This is a genomic window from Pseudomonas sp. Hp2 (assembly GCF_006386585.1).
Lineage (GTDB): Bacteria > Pseudomonadota > Gammaproteobacteria > Xanthomonadales > Xanthomonadaceae > Pseudomonas_S > Pseudomonas_S boreopolis.
The window spans coordinates 280937-299123 of record NZ_VAHJ01000004.1; the positions used below are offsets into that span (position 1 = coordinate 280937).

Below are 18187 nucleotides of genomic sequence, written 5' to 3' on the forward strand. Positions count from 1 at the left end.
GCCGTGTGCTCACTCTGCTGGGTTAGGATGGGCCCGGGAGGAGCTTTGCCGCAGGTGCTAGGGGGAAGAGATCGTGAAAGTTGCAAATGCATGGGCCTGGACATGGGCCCTGCTGGGGCTCGCCTGCTTCGGGGTGCAGGCGCAGGGTTTGCCCAAGCCCAAGGAGTTCTACTTCGACGAGGACAGGTCGACGACGCGCGCGATCGTGGCCGTGCCGGGCCAGGGCGACGCCGTGGTCGACCGGCTCGCCTCGATCGTGCAGCGCGACCCGCGCGCGGTGGAGGCGCGCGTGCAACTGGCCGGCATCGCGTTCCGCAGCGGCCGCCGCGAGCTCGGCGAGCAGCTCTACCGCGCGGCGATCGAGAGCATGTCCAGCAACAGCCAGCAGTACCGGACGGTGATCTGGAACTACGGTTGGGACCTGCTGCGCGTCGGCGACGCCGCCAGGGCCGTCGAGCAATGGGCCTTGCTGGCCAACGGCCGCCCGGCCACGCCGGAGTGGCTGCCGCCGACGCTCGCGCTCGGGCTGTGGCGCGCCGGCCGCAAGGACGAGGCCCTGCAGTGGTACGGCGCGGCGATGCGTACCTGGCCGGACAAGTGGGGCAACGGCGCCAACCTCGCCACGCAGCTGCCGGACTGGAGCGAGGCCGATCGCGCCACGCTGGCCGACGTGCTGGCGGCCTGGCAAGCCAATCCGCCGGCCTGGCCGTGAGGCGTGCCCGGCCGGCACCGGCCGGGCGGGCGCGTATGCGATCCTGAGTTCCCCCACGCTCCCGTCGTACCGCTGACATGGCTTTCGATGCATTCGCGCTGATCCTGGCGATGCTGGCGCTCGGCCTGCTGTTCGCTCGCCTGCGCGCCCTGCCGGAGAACACCGCCGACGTGCTCAACCGCGTCGTGCTGTACGTGTGCCTGCCCGCTTCGGTGCTGACCTACGTGCCGCGCCTGCACCTGGACGGCGCCCTGGCCGGCGTCGTGGCCACGCCGTGGCTGCTGGCCGCCGCCGCGACCGGGCTGGTGGCGCTGTGCACGCGGCTGTTCGGCTTCCGCCGCGAGGAGCACGCGGCGTTGCTGATGTGCGTGGTGTTCACCAATTCCAGCTTCATCGGCTTCCCGATGGTGCGCGCGCTGCTCGGCGACGCCGCGCTGCCCTACGCGGTCGTGTACGACCAGTTCGGCACGTTCGTGCTGCTGTCCACCTACGGGCTGTACGTGCTGGCGCGCTACAGCGGCGACACGCCGCCGAGCGCGCGCGCGATCGTGCGGCGGGTGGCGCGGTTCCCGCCGCTGTGGGCGCTGGTGTTCGCCGCCACGCTGATGCCGGAACAGCCGCCGGCATGGATCGGCGCGGCGCTGAAGAGCCTGGCCGACGCGATGCTGCCGCTGGTGATGCTGGCGGTGGGGTTCTCGCTGCAGTTGCGCCTGCCGGCCGACGAGCTCAAGCCGCTCGGCATCGGCCTGCTGCTCAAGCTGGTGCTGGTGCCGGCGCTGTCGGTGCCGCTGTCGTGGGCGCTCGGCCTGCATGGCCTGATGCTCCAGGCCAACGTGCTGGAGACGGCGATGCCGACGATGATCACCGCCGCCGCGCTGGCGATCTCGCACCGGCTCGCCCCGCGCCTGGCCGCGGCGATGGTCGGCTACAGCATCCTGCTGTCGCTGTTGACGCTGCCGGCCTGGGCCTGGCTGTTGCCGAGGCTGGCCGGTTGACAGCGCCGGCGGGGGGGCGGACTGCCCCGCGCCGGGCGCGGCTGTCACATCGTTCGACTACCTCCTCACCATCACGCGGTGTACGCTGCCCGCCTGTTCCCGGAAGCGAGGCGTGCATGAAGACGTTCCTGGTGGCGGGCTCCAAGGGTGGCGTGGGCAAGACCACGATCGCCACCAACCTGGCCGCGCATTCGGCATTGCAGGGCAAGCGGACCGTGCTGGCGGACGCCGATCCGCAGGGATCGTCCACCCGCTGGGCCGAGCGCCGCGCCGCGCTGGAGTCGGCGGTGCTGCCGGTCGACGCCACCCGCAAGCGCAAGTGGATCGCCGCGGTCCCCGAGGACACCCAGCGGGTCGTCATCGACGTCCCCGCCGGGGCGATGGCCGACGACCTGGAACCCTTCCTGGAACGCGCCGACGCGGTGGTGGTGCCGGTGCTGGCCTCGGCGCTGGACATCGAGGCGGTGGTCGGCTTCCTCAACACGCTCGCCAAGGTGCCGCGGGTGCACCAGCGCAAGCTGCCGGTCGGGCTGGTGCTCAACCGCAGCAAGCCCTGGACCCAGACCACCCAGCAGGCCGTGGAGATGATCGGCACCTGGCCGTACCCGCTGGTCGCCCAGCTGCGCGACACCCAGGCCTACGTGGTGCTGGCCGGGCTGGGGCGCAGCCTGTTCGACTACCGTTCCGCCCAGGTCCGCGAGCACCAGCAGGACTGGGAACCGCTGCTGGCGTGGCTGGACAAGGCCTGAGCCCGGGAAACAGACATGCGCGAACTGATCCTGCTGCGACACGCCCACGCCGAGCCGGCCGACACCGGCCAGGCCGATTTCGATCGCCCGCTGTCCCCGCACGGCATCGCCGAGGCCGAGGCGGCCGGGCGCTGGCTGCGCGAGCAGCGGCTGGTCCCGGACCGGGTGCTGTGCTCGCCGGCGCGGCGCGCCCGCGAGACGCTGGAGGCCGTGCTCGGGCGGACCGGCTACATCGAGCAACGGCTGGACGAGCGCATCTACGAGGCCACCCCGGGCACGCTGGCCGGGATCGTCGACGAGCACCGCGAGGCCGAACGGCTGCTGCTGGTCGGGCACAACCCCGGCCTGGAGCGGCTGGTGGCGCTGATGCACAGCGGCCAGTCGGGCGACTACCGGGGCATGCCGACCGCCTCGATCGCGCTGCTGGCACTGCCGGCGGAGGCCACGATCGAGCCCGGCATCGCCCGCCTGACCGCATTCTGGTGGCCCTGAGAGCTTGCCCATGATGCCTGTCGCGGAAGGCCGGATCGGGCGACGTACAGGAAGGACAGCAAGGGGCAAGACAGGGGGAGCGCGCGGACGCCGGCGCGGCGCGGCGGCGTGGTGGGCCGTGGCCGGGCGCTGGATCGCGGCCGCGGTGCTGGCGCTGTACTGGGCGCCGTCGGCGCTGGCGCAGCAGAAACTGGCGCTGGACCCGGCCCGCTCGCAGTTCGGCTTCGAGATCCGCACCCGCTTCGGGCAGAAGATCACCGGCGTGTTCCGCCAGTTCGACGGCGAGATCCAGGTGCTGCCGGACGGCCGCCACCAGGTCCGGCTGCGGATGTACACCGGCCAGGTCGAGATCCCCGGCAAGCCGCGCTACACGGCCTGGATGCGCGGCGAGGACTTCTTCGACGTGGCGCGCTACCCGGTGGTGCAGTTCGACTCGCTGCCGTACTCGCCGGCGGTGGCCGAACACGGCGGCGACATCGTCGGCACGCTCACCCTGCGCGGGGTCAGTCACCTGGAGACGCTGACGGTGATGCCGCCGGAATGCCACCGTCCGGGCTATGATTGCGACGTGATCAGCCGCGGTACGGTCCTGCGTGGACGCTATGGGATGGACAGTTGGCAGGTGGCCCTGGGCGACAGGGTGACCTTCGTATTGCGCGCGCGCCTGCAGGAGACGCCGCAACCGTGAATCGCCTGCTGCGGTACCTGATGCTGGCAACCGTGCTGTTCGCCAGCGGTTGCGCCAGCCTGTCCAACGCCCAGCGCGGGCAGGCCGCCGCCATCGCCGCGGCGGCGCGCCAGACCACGCTCGACTGCGACCGGCCCGACCGCTGCGCCCGGCCTTCGCCGCTGCGCGCGCTGGGCGGGACGGCGATCAGCCAGTCCACCCCGAAGGCGCCGCGCCACTACGCGACCATCCTCGACCATGGCGAAGAGGCGCTGGTGGCGCGCCTGAACCTGATCCATGCCGCCACCCGCAGCATCGACCTGCAGACCTACATCTTCGACAAGGACGACAGCGCGCGGCTGGTGATGGACGCGCTGCTCGACGCGGCCCGGCGCGGGGTCAAGGTACGGGTGCTGATCGACCAGCTCTCGGCGATCTCGGACCTGCAGATCCTCGGCGCGCTGGCCAGCGCGCACCAGAACTTCCAACTGCGCATCTACAACCCGACCTTCGGCAAGGCCAAGCTCAACTACTTCGACTACGCCGGCAGCGTGCTGTGCTGCTTCCGCCGCTTCAACCAGCGCATGCACAACAAGCTGCTGGTCATCGACGACGTGATCGGCGTGGTCGGCGGGCGCAACTACCAGGACGACTATTACGACTGGGACAGCGAGTACAACTTCCGCGACCGCGACGTGATGATCGCCGGGCCGGAGGCACGCGCGATGGCGGCCAACTTCGACGCGTTCTGGCGGGCCCAGCGCAGCGTGCCGGCCGAGCGGCTCAACGACGTCGGGCGCCTGCTGCTGCGGCAGGGCGCGCCGGCGATGCCCCCGGCGGCGTTCCAGCGGCCCGACCGGGTCGCGCGGGTGCAGGCGGAGGCCGCCGACCCGGCGTTCGTCCGCGAACGCTTCGTCGACACCGCGCTGCCGGTGCGGCGCGTGCGCTATTACGCCGACCTGCCGCAGAAGCACCGCAAGGAACACGCGGCCAAGGCGGTAGCGACCGCGCCCGAGCTGGACGGGCTGATCGCCGGCGCGCAGGAGGAGGTGATGCTGCAGACGCCGTACCTGGTGCTGTCCAAGCCGGCGCAGCAGATCTTCCGCGACCTGCGCAAGCGCGAGCGCCCGCCGCGCATCGTGGTGTCGACCAACAGCCTGGCCGCCACCGACAACCCGATCGTCTACGCGCTGTCCTACAAGTACAAGCGCCGCAACATGCGCGAGCTGGGCTTCAACATCTACGAGTACAAGCCGTTCCCGCTGGACGCGCCGGTCGACTACGGCAACCTGGTGCCGCACCCGCTCGGCGGCAACGGCGACAACCGCCGCGAGAACCGCGTGGTCGGCGGCAGCGCGCTCGGCAACGCCGCGCGCGGCAGCGGCGGGTTCGGCGGCAGCCGGCGCCAGGGCGGCAGCGCGGTCGACCGGCGGCTGTTGCGTACCGAGACCCGGCCGTCGTTCCTGGGCACGCGCGCGGTCAACAAGCCGCTGCCGGTCACCCGCGACGGCGCGCGCATGGGCCTGCACGCCAAGTCGCTGGTGGTGGACCGCCGCGTCGGCGTGATCGGCACGCACAACTTCGATCCGCGCAGCGAGAACTACAACACCGAGGGCGCGGTGGTGATCGACGACCCGGCGTTCGCGCGGGCGCTGGCGGCCAGCATCGAGCGCGACATCTCGCCGGAGAATTCCTGGACCGTGGCGCCGCGGGTCAAGCCGCCGGTCATCGGCGGGCTCAACTACAGCGTCGGCAAGGTCTCCGAGGCCCTGCCGGTGCTGGATTTCTGGCCCTGGCGCTATGCCACCAACTACGAGTTCAAGCCCGGCCCGGACTGCCCGTTCCCGCTCAAGCGCCAGGACCCGCGTTTCCACGAATGCTATGTCGTGGTCGGCGACTTCCCCGAGGTCAACGTCGGCCCGAAGTGGCTGCTGGTGCGGATGTTGACGGCGTTCGGGGCCGGCCTGGTGCCGATTCTTTAGGGAAGCCGGGACTCGGGCGCCGGAACAGCCAGTTCCTGCGAGAGGACCGTTGTGGGAGGGACTTCAGTCCCGACGGGCGGTACCGGCCCACTGTCGGGACTGAAGTCCCTCCCACAGGAAAAACCAAAAAAGCCGCGAATCGCTCGACCCAGGCAGGATGCTCTTCCCGAATCCCCAATCCCCAATCCCCAATCCCCAATCCCCAATGACCTTCCGCGCCCCCGTCTCCCTCGATGAACTCAACGCGCTCAGCCGCGGCACGCTGATCGAACACCTCGGCATTGTCTTCACCGGGGCCGGCGAGGACTGGGTGCGGGCGACCATGCCGGTCGATGCGCGCACCCGCCAACCCTACGGGCTGCTGCACGGCGGCGCCTCGGTGGTGCTGGCCGAGACGCTCGGCAGCAGCGCGGGCAACCTGTGCGTGGATCCGGCCGCGGAGGTCTGCGTGGGCCTGGAGATCAATGCCAACCACCTGCGCGCGGTCACCCAGGGCGTCGTGACCGGCACGGCGCGGGCGGTCCACGTCGGGCGCAGCACGCAGGTCTGGGACATCGTGATCGAGGACGAGGCCGGCCGGCGCGTGTGCGTCTCGCGGCTGACCCTGGCGGTGGTGGCGCGGCGCTAGCGCGCCGGCCCGCTCGGCCAAGCCTGCCCGCGCGCGCTCCACCGCTGGAACACGTTCGCCCATCCACGGCACTGCGCGGGGCGGCATTCGCTGCCACAATAACCGCGCTTCCTCACACGTTTTCCGGTACCTTGCCCGAATGAGCGAGTCATCCCTGCCCGCCACGCGCGACGCCGGCGGCACGCTGCGCTGGTTCCGCTACCTGTACCGCGTGCCGCTGCTGCTCCTGCATGTCCTGTTCGGCCTGCCGGTCACGTTGCTGTGCATCGTGGTGCCGCCGCTGGCCAACATCCGCCTGGGCGCGCACGACACCCTGGAGCAGTTCATGATCCGCTGGTGGCAGGGCAACCTGATGCGCATCTTCGGATTCCGCCTGCGCCGCTTCGGCGCGCCGTTGAACGGTCCGACCGTGTTCGTCGCCAACCACGTGTGCTGGGTCGACATCTGCGTCCTGCACAGCCAGCGCGTGATGGGCTTCGTCGCCAAGCGCGAGATCGCCGGCTGGCCGCTGATCGGCTGGCTGGCCGCGCGCGGCCAGACCATCTTCCACCAGCGCGGCAGCACCGAGTCGCTCGGCGGCGTGCTGCAGGCCATGCTGCAGCGGTTGCGCAGCGGCCGTTCGGTCGGCGTGTTCCCGGAAGGACGCACCCGCGGCGGCGAGGAGATCGGGCCGTTCCATGCGCGCATCTTCCAGGCCGGCGTCGAGGCCGGCGTGCCGGTGCAGCCGGTGGCGCTGCGCTACGGCGAGCGCGGCAACGCCCAGACGCTGGTCGCGTTCGGCCCGGGCGAGAGCTTCTTCGCCAACTTCCTGCGCTTGCTCGGCGAGCCGTCGCGCGTGGCCGAGATCCACTTCCTCGAGCCGATCGCCGCGCACGACCTGGAAGGCCGGCGCCGCATCGCCGAGACCTCGCGCGCGCGCATCGTCGCGGCGATGGAATCCTGACCGGGCCATGCGAGCGGCCCGCGCCCCCCGCCTCCCGATCGCCGGCCGGCGCGCAGGCGCGCACGCATGAACGCCGAGGACTTCAACCCGCCGCGCTGGCTGCGCAATCCGCACGTGCAGTCGGTGCTCGGTTCCAGCGGCTTGCGCCGCCGCCGCGGCGAGCGCCTGCTGGCGGCGACCGGCGCGATCACCACCGAGCACATCCTCGACGGCGGCGACGGCGTGCGCCTGCAGGGCTGGCTGAGCGTGCCGCGCGGGTCCGCGCCGCGCGGCACGGTGCTGTTGCTGCACGGCTGGGAGGGCAGCGCCGATTCCAACTACATGCGGATGACCGCCGCGCGCCTGCTCGAGCGGGGCTACCAGGTGTTCCGGCTGAACTTCCGCGATCACGGCGGGACCCACCACCTCAACGTGGACCTGTTCCATTCCGATCGCCTGGACGAGGTCGTCAACGCCGCCTGCGACCTGTGGCGGCGCTTCCCGGCGCCGCGGTTGCTGGCCGCGGGCTATTCGCTGGGCGGCAATTTCGCGCTGCGGCTGGGCCTGCGCGCGCCGGGCGCGGGCCTGCCGCTGGAACGCGTGGCGGCGGTGTGCCCGCTGCTGGACCCGGCGGCCACGATGGAGCGCATCGAGAGCGGCCCGCAGTTCTACGACTGGTATTTCCGGCGCAAGTGGCGCGAATCGCTGCTGCGCAAGCGCGCGCTGTTCCCGGAGCAGCACGGCTACGACGATGCGACCCTGGCGATGGACATGCGGGGGCTGATGGCCTGGCTGGCCGAGCGCCATACCGGCCATGGCACGCTGGAGGCGTATTTCGACAGTTATTCCATCGCCGGGGACAGGCTGGCCGGTTTGCAGGTGCCGGCGGACGTCCTGATGGCGGAGGACGATCCGGTGATCCCGTTCGAGGATTTCCGCAACCTGCGGTTGCCGGCGAGTGCGCACCTGGAAGTGGCGCACTGGGGCGGGCATTGCGGGTTCCTCGAGAATGCCCGCGGGGACGGATTCGCAGAGCGGTGGGTGGCGGAGCGGCTGGACCTGGCCGCGTCGGATGCCGCGCCGGGCGGTTGATGCCGGGCGTTGCCGGTTGCGTTGGGACCGATGCTCGCCGGGTGCTTTCCGCCGTCGTCCCCACGAGGCAGGAGGAGCGTAGGGCCGCCGCTTGCGGGCCGCCGGTTCGCGCGGCACTGAGCGCAATCGAGTAATGCCCGGCAAGCGGGGGCGAGGATCCAGTGGCTTTTCCGCTCCCTGCCCGACCTATGCCATCCATCTGACGCCATCTTCGCGAAGGCGGGGATCCGCGGACTTCGAAAGCCGGGGCGGGGCTGCTGGTGGCCGGTACAATAGGGGTTTGCCCCGACACGCCGACGCCATGCAAGAACAGATCCTCCAAGCCCTGCGCCGCGATGCGGCCGACGATGCGGTCGCGCTGGCGCGCGAGTGGGTGGCGCAGGAGGCGCATGCAGCGGCGGCGCAGCGGTGGCTGGGCGTGGCGCTGCAGCAGCAGGGCGATATCGCCGGGGCGCTGGCGGCGGTGGATGCGGCGATCGCGTTGGCGCCGGAGGAGGCCGAGCTGCATCTGCAGCGCGCCGGGCTGCTGATCGCCAGCCGCGACCTGGCCGCCGCCGACAGTGCGCTGGCGCAGAGCACTTCGCTCGATCCCAACCAGCTCGCGTCCTACGTGATGCAGGCGCACCTGGCGATCGCGCGGCAGGACCTGGACGAGGCCGAGCGCCTGACACGCACCGCGGCGCGGGTGGCGGCCGACCACCCGCATGTCGTCGCGCTGGAAGGCACGGTGGCCCTGCATCGCGGCGACATCGACCGCGCCCTGGCATTGCTCTCGCAGGCGTCCTCGCAGTTGCCGGGCGATCCGCGCGTGCTCTTCTCGCTCGGCTTCGCCTACCTGCAGAAAGGGCACTTCGCCTTCGCCGAGCGCGCGTTCCAGCGCGTGATCGAGATGAACCCGCCGGGCACCGCGCTGCGCGCGCTGGTCGCGCAGCTGGCGCAGCGCCAGGGGCGACTGGGAGACGCGATCGAGGCCTTGCAGGACGTGCTGGCGCAGCCCGGTGGCGACACGCCGGCGATGCGGCGGCTGGCGGGCGAGTTCGAACTGCAGGCGGGCCGCCCGGCCGAAGCCGTGCCGCACTTGAAGCAGGCCCTGGCCGCCATGCCGGACGATCGCCGCACCCTGCAGGCGTCGCTCGCGGCCTGGGAGCGCCTGGGGGCGGTCGACGACGCCCGCGCCACGCTGGAAGCGGCATTGGCGACCACGAGCCGGGCGCACGACCTGTGGCGGGCGCGGCTGGCGATCGAGCCGGTCGGCGGCGACGCGGCGCGCGAGGTGGCCGAGCGCTGGCTGCAGGCCATGCCCGGACACCTGCCGGCGCTGGAAACGCTGCTGCGCATCCACGACATGCAAGGCGACGGCGAGCGGGCCGAGGCGGTCGCGCGCCAGATCGTGGCGGTCGAGCCGGGCCGGATCAGTGGCGAGGAACGCATCGTCGACGCCCTGCTGCAGCGCGACCCGCCCGCGGCGGTGGCGCACGTGCGCATGCTGATGGAACGCCTGCCCGCGCCGCAGCGCACCGTGCTGCGGCCCTGGCTGGGACAGGTGCAGGACCGCGCCGGGCAGCCGCAGGACGCGCTGGAGACCTGGATGGAATTCCACCGCGAGCAGGCCCCGCACCGGCTGCCGTTGCCGCCGCAGGCCGAGCGCCAGCCGGCGCAATGGCCGGAGCTGGCCGCGATCCCGGAACAGGTGAGCGCACGGCCGTTGCTCGTGTGGGGCGCGCCCGGCTCGCAGGTCGAGCGCGTGGTCGCGGTGATGGGCGCGGCCAGCCGGGTGCTGCGCGGCGACCGCTTCGGCACCCAGCCGCCGCAGGACGCGTTCCAGAACTACCACACGCTGGCAAAGCTGGCTTCGGGCGAGCTGGCCCCGGCGGCGCTGGTGGAAGGCTGGAAGGCGCAACTGCCGCGGCGCGGCATCGCCGACGGCAACGTCATCGACTGGCTGCTGTGGTGGGACAACGCGCTGCTGCAGGCGCTGCGCCCGCACCTGCCCGAGGGGCGGCTGGCGATCGCGCTGCGCGACCCGCGCGACATGCTGCTGGACTGGCTCGCCTTCGGTGCGCCGGCGCCGCTGGCGATCCAGTCGCCCGAACAGGCCGCCGATTGGCTGGCGACGATGCTGGAACAGGTCGCGGTGCTGCACGAGCAGGACCTCTACCCGCACCAGCTGATCCGCCTGGACGGCGTCGAGGCCGATCCGCAGGGCGTGGCGCGGGTGCTCGGCGAGACCTTCGGGCAACCATTCCCGGTGCTGCCGTCGGTCGGCGCGCCGCGCATGGCGAGCGGCCGCTGGCGCGACTACGCCGGCCTGCTGGCGGGCCCGTTCGCGAGGTTGGCGCCGGTCGCCGCGCGCCTGGGTTACGCGCCCGAATGAAGATCGCCGCCGCCGGTCGCGGGGACGGGGGGACGTCGCGCCGTCGCGCCCCTGCCCGTCCTTGCGGCCGCCGGCATCCCGAAACGTCCCCGCAGGAGATCGAGACATGCGCCTGACCAGCCAGAGCATCGAGAACGGCAAGCCGATCCCGGCCGAATTCGCCGCCGGCACGCCGGAGGGCTTCGCGCCCAACCGCAACCCGCACCTGGCGTGGAGCGAGGTGCCGGCCGGCACGCGCTCGTTCGCGCTGCTGTGCATCGACCCGGACGTGCCGACCGTGCCGGAGACCGTGGGCCGCGAGGACGTGGAGATCCCGGTCGACCAGCCGCGCACCGACTTCGTGCACTGGGTGATGGCCGACATCCCGGCCGACGTGCGCGAGATCGCCGCCGGCAGCTGTAGCGACGGCTTCGTCGCCAAGGGCAAGCCGGATCCCGCCGGCCCGGCCGGCGCGCGCCAGGGCGTGAACAGCTATACCGGCTGGTTCGCGGGCAATCCCGACATGGCCGGCGACTACCTGGGGTACGACGGCCCCTACCCGCCCTTCAACGACCTGCGCCTGCACCGCTATTTTTTCCGCCTGTTCGCGCTGGACGTGGACAGGCTGGCGCTGCCGGCCCGCTTCGAGGCCGGCGACGTGCTGCGCGCGATGCAGGGCCATGTACTGGCCGAAACGGCCATCCACGGCACCTACACACTCAATCCCAAGCTGCGCGGCTGAGCCTGCGGTCCGCGGCGGCCCGGGCCGCCGCGGACGAACCCGCTCACGGCGCGGGCTTCACCGTTTCCGATTCCACGACCATGTCCAGCACGTAGGCGTACTTGGACGCGTCGGCGGGGACGTCCTGGCGGGTGTAGCGCCGCACCCTCAGGACGTTGCGCACGCCGTCCTGGTGCTGGTAGCCCTCGATGTCGTCGTAGAAGTTCTGCCATCCGCCCGGCTCGCCCTGGCGCAGGCCGTTGGCGTCGTAGCGCAGCTCGCGCACCTGCAGGCACTGCTTGTCCGGGATCAGCGGATGGCTGCACGGCCGGGTCTGCGCGGCGACTTCCAGGAACACCTGCTCGCCCGGACCGCCGTAGCGCGTCTCCGCGGTCGGCGTGCCGGCAAGCACCAGGAGGGTGCCGTCCTGCCGCTTCAGGGTCAGCCTGGGCTCGGCGCCGCCGCCGTCCACCGCGATGGCGAAGCTGCCCTCCAGCGCCTGTCCGGCCGCCTTCTCCTGCTCCATCCGACCCGGTTCCGGGCAGGCCATCATCGTCGAGGCCATGCGCCCGACCTGCAGGGTTCCGCCTTCCAGCGTATAGCTGCCGCCGCGGCGGTTGCACAGGTGCGAGACGGAAACGCGGCCGTCGCCGAAATCCAGCTGCAACGGCGGCTGCCCGTCGACGAACAGGGCGTTCAGCGGGCTCCCCTGCCCGTCCTCGGCCTTCTCCAGGTGCCAGTGGTGGGCCGCCAGCGTGGCGGCGAGGTCCGTGGAGGCGGCCGGGGCGGTGGCCGGGGCGGTGGCGGGCGGTGTCCCGGTGCCGGGCAGTTCGCCGGGCGGCGTGGCGGTGTCCGAGGACGGGTTGCTGCAGGCCGCCAGCAGGGCGGCGAGCGCGGGCACGAGCATCAGGGTCTTCATGGAGGATTCTCCTTCGGATGTGCGCGCCCAAGCCTATCGACTATTTGGCCCCGGTGGCGGAATTCGGAGCGGGCGCTGTCTTCTTTTCGGGGGAGGGTTTACGGAAGGGACTTCGGTCCCGGCGGCTCTTCCATCGGTTGCTCGCTCGGGCAGCAGGCGTCGATGGCAGCGGCTTTCGCCGCGTGGGCGGGTCGCTTCGATCCGCCATGCGGCTGCCGCGACGTGCTTCCTTGCGTGTTCGGCGGCCGCCCGAGGAGCGCGGCGCAAGGATCACGCAACCGCTGCCATCGCGTCCGTGGCCGCGATCGCCACGCCGCGCCGGTCCCTGCCGTCGTTCCCGCGCAGGCGGGACACATCGGCAGGGCCCGATAACGCCGACGGGATCCGGCCGCGATGGCGACGGCGGATCAGGCGCCCGTCGCCGGCAGCCAGACCAGCAGCGCCACGCCCAGCGCGATGCGGTACCAGGCGAAGGCGGTGAACTTGTGCGACTTGATGTAGCCGAGCAGCCACTTCACCACGGCGAACCCGGTCACCACCGCGGCGGCGAAGGCCACGCCGACGTCGATGAAGTCCTCGCGGCCGATGCCGCCATCGTGGAACAGCTCCAGGAACGCGTAGCCGCTGGCCGCGAACATCGTCGGGATGCCGACCAGGAACGCGAATTCGGCCGCCGCCGGGCGCTTGCTCAGGCCCAGCAGCATCGCCACGAAGATGGTGGTGGCCGAACGCGAGGTGCCGGGGAACACGCCGGCGACCACCTGCGCCAGGCCGACCGCGATGGCAACTTTCCAGGTCACCACGTCGCGCTCGGGCAGGCGTCCGGCGAAGTGCTCGGCGACCATCATCCAGACGCCGCCGATGATCAGCGCCCAGGCGACCGGCTGCACCGTTTCGGGCAGTTCCCAGCCGGCCTTGCGCACCACCAGGCCGACCACCGCGGTGACCGCGAAGGCCCCGACCAGCTTGGCGACGTAGTCGCGGTTGGCGCGGTCGCCCAGCCCGGTGGCCAGCGCCCACAGCCGTTGCCGGTAGACCAGGGTGATCGCCAGGATCGCGCCGGCCTGGATGACGATGTTGAAGAAGTCCGAGCGCCGGCCCAGCCATTGCTCGGCGATCAGCAGGTGGCCGGTGGAGGACACCGGGAGGAATTCGGTCAGGCCTTCGAGGATGCCCAGCAGGAGGGCGGAGAACAGATCGGACATGCCGGGGCGCTTTCCGGGGACGTGAGGGGCTCCCAAGCATAGAGCATGCCCACCTGTGAACCGCTTAATCACCAAAATGGTGCAATAGTTGCGGCGTGCACCAATATGGGGCTGAAATGTGAGTCCCGCGTGAAACCATTCCCATATGAATCAATGGGTTGGGCGGCGCGGGAGTTGGCACGGCGATTGCTGTAGAGCAGGCACATTCACCACTCCACTCACCCGAGGTTTTCTCCGATGTCTGCGGAAAATGTTGAGAAGCTGATCAAGGACAACAAGGTCGAGTTCGTCGACCTGCGTTTCGTCGATATGCGCGGCGTGCAGCAGCACGTGACGTTCCCGGCCAGCATCGTGGAGCCCTCGCTGTTCGAGGAAGGCAAGATGTTCGACGGCTCCTCGATCTCCGGCTGGAAGGGCATCAACGAGTCGGACATGGTGCTGCTGCCCGACGCGGACACCGCCTACCTGGATCCGTTCTACGCCGATCCGACCCTCGTGCTGACCTGCGACATCCTCGATCCGGCCACCATGCAGGCCTACACGCGCGACCCGCGTGGCATCGCCAAGCGCGCCGAGGCCTACCTGAAGTCCTCCGGCATCGCCGACCAGGCCTTCTTCGGCCCGGAGCCGGAATTCTTCATCTTCGACTCGGTCCGCTTCGCCAACGACATGGGCCACACCTTCTTCCAGATCGGTTCGGAAGAGGCGGCCTGGAACACCGGCGCCAAGTTCGAGGGCGGCAACAGCGGCTATCGCCCGGGCGTGAAGGGCGGCTACTTCCCGGTCCCGCCGACCGACTCGCTGCACGACCTGCGCGCGGAGATGGTCAAGACCCTGGAGCAGGTCGGCATCGAGACCGAAGTGCACCACCACGAGGTCGCCACCGCCGGCCAGTGCGAGATCGGCACCAAGTTCAGCTCGCTGGTCAAGAAGGCCGACGAACTGCTGACGATGAAGTACATCATCAAGAACGTCGCCTACCGCAACGGCAAGACCGCGACCTTCATGCCCAAGCCGATCGTCGGCGACAACGGCTCGGGCATGCACGTGCACCAGTCGCTGGCCAAGGGCGGGCAGAACCTGTTCTCCGGCGACGGCTACGGCGGCCTGTCGCAGCTGGCGCTGTGGTACATCGGCGGCATCTTCAAGCACGCCAAGGCGATCAACGCGTTCGCCAACTCGGGCACCAACAGCTACAAGCGCCTGGTACCGGGCTTCGAGGCGCCGGTGATGCTGGCCTACTCGGCGCGCAACCGCTCCGCTTCGTGCCGAATCCCGTGGGTCTCCAACCCGAAGGCGCGCCGCATCGAGATGCGCTTCCCCGATCCGCTGCAGTCCGGCTACCTGACCTTCACCGCGCTGATGATGGCCGGCCTGGACGGCATCAAGAACCAGATCGACCCGGGCGCGCCGAGCGACAAGGACCTGTACGACCTGCCGCCGGAAGAGGAGAAGCTGATTCCGCAGGTCTGCTCCAGCCTCGACCAGGCGCTGGAAGCGCTGGACAAGGACCGCGAGTTCCTCAAGGCCGGCGGCGTGATGAGCGACGACTTCATCGACGGCTACATCGCGCTGAAGATGCAGGAAGTCACCAAGTTCCGCGCGGCGACCCACCCGCTGGAATACCAGCTGTACTACGCCAACTGAGCAACCGCGGCGATGGCGAAGGCTCCCCCTCCCACCTTCGCCATCGTCGCACCCTCTCCCGCGGCTGGGGAGTCGCGGGAGGGAACGCCAGGCAACACGCCGGCGCGCTGATGCGCCGGTCTCCAGGGGCAAGAGAGAACGGGCCGGTTCGCGGGTCTTCGCCCTCCTCCACGTTCGCGGGCGTCGTGACGCCCGCAGGAGGCCCGGAAACGGTTCGCGCAAGCAGTGGGACGCCGCATGGGCGTCCCGGGTGATTCGAAACCGCCGGTCGGCGCAATGCCGGCCGGTTCCTTCCACCATCGGGGTATGCGCATGAAACTGATCACCGCCATCATCCGGCCGTTCAAGCTCGACGAGGTGCGAGAAGCCCTGTCGCAAGCGGGCGTGTCGGGCATCACCGTCACCGAGGTCAAGGGCTTCGGGCGGCAGAAGGGCCACACCGAGCTGTACCGCGGCGCCGAGTACGTCGTCGATTTCCTGCCGAAGATCAAGATCGAGACCGTCGTCACCGACGACCGCCTGGACGCCGTGGTCGAGGCGATCCAGACCGCGGCCGGCACCGGCAAGATCGGCGACGGCAAGATCTTCGTCACCGCGATCGAGCAGGTCGTGCGTATCCGCACCGGCGAAATCGGCGCCGACGCGCTCTAACCCCCACTCGGAGACCTCGACATGAAGATTGGTCTTTTCGCCGGGTGGAAGGCCCGGTTCTACACCGTTTGCATGCTGATGCTGCTCAGCGCGCTGGCCGCGCTCGGCGGCGCCAATACCGCCCACGCCCAGGACGGCGCGACCCAGACCGCGCCGGCCCCGACCGAGCCGGTGGCCACCGAGCCGCTGCCGGATGCGCAGGCCGCCGCCGCGGCGCCGGCCGCCGAGGCCGAACCGGCGCCGGTGGTCGAGAAGGGCGACGTCGCCTGGATGCTCACCTCCACGCTGCTGGTGCTGCTGATGGTGGTGCCCGGACTGGCGCTGTTCTACGGCGGCATGGTGCGCGCCAAGAACGTGCTGTCGGTGCTGATCCAGGTCGCGGTGGTGTTCTCGACGATCGCGATCCTGTGGGTGGTCTACGGCTACAGCCTGGCGTTCTCGGGCGAGGGCCCGTGGGTCGGCAACCTCGACAAGGCGCTGCTGAAGGGCGTGAGCATCGAGACCCTGGCCGCGACCTTCACCAAGGGCGTGAGCCTGCCGGAGTACGTGTTCGTCGCGTTCCAGTGCACCTTCGCCGGCATCACCGGCGCGCTGATCGTCGGCGCGTTCGCCGAGCGCGCGCGCTTCGCCGCGGTGCTGCTGTTCGCGGTGATCTGGTTCACCTTCGGCTACCTGCCGCTGGCGCACATGGTCTGGGCGACCGGCGGCTTCCTGTTCGAGAAGGGCGCGCTGGACTTCGCCGGCGGCACCGTGGTGCACATCAACGCCGGTATCGCCGGCCTGGTGGGCGCCTACTTCGTCGGCAAGCGCACCGGTTTCGGCCGCGAGGCGATCAAGCCGCACAACGTCACGCTGACCTTCGTCGGCGCCTCGCTGCTGTGGGTGGGCTGGTTCGGCTTCAACGCCGGTTCCAACCTGGAAGCCACCGCGGGCGCCGCGCTGGCCTTCCTCAACACGCTGCTGGCGACCGCCGCCGCGGTGCTGGGCTGGTCGCTGACCGAGAAGATCGTCAAGGGCAAGTCCTCGGCGCTGGGCGTGGCCTCGGGCATGGTGGCCGGCCTGGTCGGCATCACCCCGGCCTGCGGCACGGTCGGTCCGTTCGGCGCGATCGCCATCGGCCTGGCCTGCGGCGTGCTGTGCGTGTGGGGCGTCACCGGCCTGAAGAAGCTGCTGGGCGCGGACGACAGCCTCGACGTGTTCGGCGTGCACGGCCTGGGCGGGATCATCGGCGCGATCCTGACCGGCGTGTTCTCCGCCGCGTCGCTGGGCGGCCAGAAGGGCGAAGGCTACGACATGCTGCACCAGGTCTGGATCCAGACCGAGGGCGTGCTGATCACGCTGGTGTGGATCGGCTTCGTCTCGGTGGTCGGATTCCTGGTCGCCAAGGTCGTATTCGGCCTGCGCGTGGCCGAGGATGCCGAGCGCGAGGGCCTGGACATCACCTCGCACGGCGAGTCCGCCTACGAATCGTAAGCAAGCAGTGCCGGTCCGCGGACGGCCCGCGGACCGGCGTTTTCCCCCGAATATCCAATGTCGTCGTCGTGTCGGGACTCCTTGGGGCGGAGCACCCGGAGCCCGTTCCATCGAGGTGTCCGCATGCTCGTCCGCCCCGCATCCGCCGTCGCTTCCGCCGCACCCGCCGTCGCGCGCGGCTTGCAAAGCGGCCTGGCCGCCGCTGCAATGGGCCATGGCCACGCGCATACGCTTCGCTTTTCCCCTGCTGCCCGTGCTGATGGCGGCGCTGCTCGCCTCCTGCGCGCACGTGGCGCGCAACCCGATGGCGCAATGGGTGCCGTCGCCGAACCACAACCCGCGCCAGCCGGTGCTGATCGTGCTGCACCACACCGAGCAGGACTCGGTGGAGCAGAGCCTGCGCACGCTGCGCACCCGCAACAGCGGCGGCAGGGTCAGCGCGCACTATCTGGTCGGCAAGGACGGCGCGCTGTACCAGCTGGTGCCCGACAGCGAGCGCGCCTGGCATGCCGGCGCCGGCCGCTGGGGCACGATCGGCGACGTCAACTCGGCCTCGATCGGGATCGAGCTGGACAACAACGGCCATGAACCGTTCGCGCCCGAACAGATCGCCACGCTGCTGCGGTTGCTCGACGACCTGTGCACGCGCTTGCGCATCCCGCGCAGCGAGGTCATCGGCCATGCCGACCTGGCGCCCGGCCGCAAGACCGACCCGAGCCGCTTCTTCCCCTGGGACAGGCTCGCCGCGGCCGGCTTCGGCCTCTGGCCCGATCCTGCCGACGGTCCCGCGCCGGCCGGCTTCGATCCCTGGCTGGGCCTGCAGGCGCTGGGCTACCCGCTGGACGACCCGGCTGCCGCGGCCGGCGCGTTCCACCGCCATTTCCGCGGCCGCGACGACCTCGGCGGCACCCTCGATGCCGAGGACGCCCGCATCCTGCACTCGCTGCTGCGCCAGCAACGCCAGCGCTGAGGCGCGTTC

17 protein-coding genes are annotated in these 18187 nt (G+C 70.9%); 15 read left to right on the forward strand and 2 right to left on the reverse strand.

Annotated elements, in window-relative coordinates:
• The first annotated feature begins 73 nt into the window (after positions 1–73).
• From FD678_RS14255 to FD678_RS14305, 11 genes are all read left to right on the forward strand, one after another.
• Entirely contained in the window at positions 74–712 is a 639-nt protein-coding gene (locus FD678_RS14255; RefSeq protein WP_218569737.1) for a tetratricopeptide repeat protein, read from the forward strand.
• A 77-nt stretch (positions 713–789) separates the two neighbouring features.
• Positions 790–1707, forward strand: coding sequence for an AEC family transporter (locus FD678_RS14260; protein ID WP_140724900.1), 918 nt, complete (start codon positions 790–792; stop codon positions 1705–1707).
• Between the two features lie 116 nt (positions 1708–1823).
• Positions 1824–2456 (forward strand): ParA family protein, encoded by a 633-nt coding sequence (locus FD678_RS14265; RefSeq protein WP_140724903.1) that lies wholly within the window; start codon positions 1824–1826, stop codon positions 2454–2456.
• A 15-nt stretch (positions 2457–2471) separates the two neighbouring features.
• Positions 2472–2948 (forward strand): SixA phosphatase family protein, encoded by a 477-nt coding sequence (locus tag FD678_RS14270; RefSeq protein WP_140724906.1) that lies wholly within the window; start codon positions 2472–2474, stop codon positions 2946–2948.
• Positions 2949–3066: 118 nt separating this feature from the next.
• The gene (locus FD678_RS14275; protein WP_218569738.1) at positions 3067–3636 is read left to right on the forward strand and encodes a YceI family protein; all 570 of its coding nucleotides are present in this window, start codon (positions 3067–3069) and stop codon (positions 3634–3636) included.
• Complete coding sequence (locus FD678_RS14280; protein WP_140724909.1) at positions 3633–5597, forward strand: phospholipase D family protein; 1965 nt, start codon at positions 3633–3635, stop codon at positions 5595–5597. The genes FD678_RS14275 and FD678_RS14280 overlap by 4 nt, the downstream gene beginning before the upstream one ends.
• Before the next feature lie 205 nt (positions 5598–5802).
• The gene (locus FD678_RS14285; RefSeq protein WP_140724912.1) at positions 5803–6225 is read left to right on the forward strand and encodes a hotdog fold thioesterase; all 423 of its coding nucleotides are present in this window, start codon (positions 5803–5805) and stop codon (positions 6223–6225) included.
• Between the two features lie 139 nt (positions 6226–6364).
• Positions 6365–7168 carry a lysophospholipid acyltransferase family protein gene (locus FD678_RS14290; protein ID WP_140724915.1) on the forward strand — a complete coding sequence of 268 codons (804 nt, stop codon included), beginning with the start codon at positions 6365–6367 and terminating at the stop codon, positions 7166–7168.
• 66 nt (positions 7169–7234) lie between these two features.
• On the forward strand, positions 7235–8239 hold the full coding sequence (locus FD678_RS14295) for a YheT family hydrolase (protein ID WP_140724917.1): 1005 nt from the start codon (positions 7235–7237) through the stop codon (positions 8237–8239).
• Positions 8240–8540: 301 nt separating this feature from the next.
• A complete protein-coding gene (locus tag FD678_RS14300) occupies positions 8541–10613 on the forward strand; it encodes a tetratricopeptide repeat protein (protein ID WP_140724919.1) in 2073 nt (690 codons plus the stop codon).
• Positions 10614–10719: 106 nt separating this feature from the next.
• On the forward strand, positions 10720–11334 hold the full coding sequence (locus FD678_RS14305) for a YbhB/YbcL family Raf kinase inhibitor-like protein (RefSeq protein ID WP_140724922.1): 615 nt from the start codon (positions 10720–10722) through the stop codon (positions 11332–11334).
• Positions 11335–11377: 43 nt separating this feature from the next.
• On the opposite strand, the gene FD678_RS14310 is transcribed toward FD678_RS14305, so the two are convergent.
• Positions 11378–12232, reverse strand: a complete 855-nt coding sequence (locus FD678_RS14310; RefSeq protein WP_140724926.1) for an META and DUF4377 domain-containing protein — start codon at positions 12230–12232, stop codon at positions 11378–11380.
• 407 nt (positions 12233–12639) lie between these two features.
• Positions 12640–13437: an undecaprenyl-diphosphate phosphatase gene (locus FD678_RS14315; protein WP_140724929.1), complete on the reverse strand. Its 798-nt coding sequence runs from the start codon at positions 13435–13437 to the stop codon at positions 12640–12642.
• 237 nt (positions 13438–13674) lie between these two features.
• On the opposite strand from FD678_RS14315, the gene glnA reads away from it, so the two are divergent.
• The 4 genes from glnA (at position 13675) to FD678_RS14335 (ending at position 18178) form a co-directional block, all read left to right on the forward strand.
• The gene (glnA, locus tag FD678_RS14320) at positions 13675–15084 is read left to right on the forward strand and encodes a type I glutamate--ammonia ligase (RefSeq protein WP_140724932.1); all 1410 of its coding nucleotides are present in this window, start codon (positions 13675–13677) and stop codon (positions 15082–15084) included.
• Positions 15085–15396: 312 nt separating this feature from the next.
• A complete protein-coding gene (locus FD678_RS14325; protein ID WP_140724935.1) occupies positions 15397–15735 on the forward strand; it encodes a P-II family nitrogen regulator in 339 nt (112 codons plus the stop codon).
• 21 nt (positions 15736–15756) lie between these two features.
• Positions 15757–17208: an ammonium transporter gene (locus FD678_RS14330; protein ID WP_140724937.1), complete on the forward strand. Its 1452-nt coding sequence runs from the start codon at positions 15757–15759 to the stop codon at positions 17206–17208.
• A gap of 214 nt (positions 17209–17422) precedes the next feature.
• A complete protein-coding gene (locus tag FD678_RS14335) occupies positions 17423–18178 on the forward strand; it encodes an N-acetylmuramoyl-L-alanine amidase (protein WP_140724940.1) in 756 nt (251 codons plus the stop codon).
• Positions 18179–18187 lie beyond the last annotated feature (9 nt).

Bases quoted from the DNA above. Each gene is read 5' to 3' on its own strand.
- FD678_RS14260 (WP_140724900.1), top strand. From the start codon at position 790: ATGGCTTTCGATGCATTCGCGCTGATCCTGGCGATGCTGGCGCTCGGC.
- FD678_RS14265 (WP_140724903.1), top strand. From the start codon at position 1,824: ATGAAGACGTTCCTGGTGGCGGGCTCCAAGGGTGGCGTGGGCAAGACC.
- FD678_RS14270 (WP_140724906.1), top strand. From the start codon at position 2,472: ATGCGCGAACTGATCCTGCTGCGACACGCCCACGCCGAGCCGGCCGAC.
- FD678_RS14285 (WP_140724912.1), top strand. From the start codon at position 5,803: ATGACCTTCCGCGCCCCCGTCTCCCTCGATGAACTCAACGCGCTCAGC.
- FD678_RS14290 (WP_140724915.1), top strand. From the start codon at position 6,365: ATGAGCGAGTCATCCCTGCCCGCCACGCGCGACGCCGGCGGCACGCTG.
- FD678_RS14295 (WP_140724917.1), top strand. From the start codon at position 7,235: ATGAACGCCGAGGACTTCAACCCGCCGCGCTGGCTGCGCAATCCGCAC.
- FD678_RS14300 (WP_140724919.1), top strand. From the start codon at position 8,541: ATGCAAGAACAGATCCTCCAAGCCCTGCGCCGCGATGCGGCCGACGAT.
- FD678_RS14305 (WP_140724922.1), top strand. From the start codon at position 10,720: ATGCGCCTGACCAGCCAGAGCATCGAGAACGGCAAGCCGATCCCGGCC.
- FD678_RS14310 (WP_140724926.1), bottom strand. From the start codon at position 12,232: ATGAAGACCCTGATGCTCGTGCCCGCGCTCGCCGCCCTGCTGGCGGCC.
- FD678_RS14315 (WP_140724929.1), bottom strand. From the start codon at position 13,437: ATGTCCGATCTGTTCTCCGCCCTCCTGCTGGGCATCCTCGAAGGCCTG.
- glnA (WP_140724932.1), top strand. From the start codon at position 13,675: ATGTCTGCGGAAAATGTTGAGAAGCTGATCAAGGACAACAAGGTCGAG.
- FD678_RS14325 (WP_140724935.1), top strand. From the start codon at position 15,397: ATGAAACTGATCACCGCCATCATCCGGCCGTTCAAGCTCGACGAGGTG.
- FD678_RS14330 (WP_140724937.1), top strand. From the start codon at position 15,757: ATGAAGATTGGTCTTTTCGCCGGGTGGAAGGCCCGGTTCTACACCGTT.
- FD678_RS14335 (WP_140724940.1), top strand. From the start codon at position 17,423: ATGGCCACGCGCATACGCTTCGCTTTTCCCCTGCTGCCCGTGCTGATG.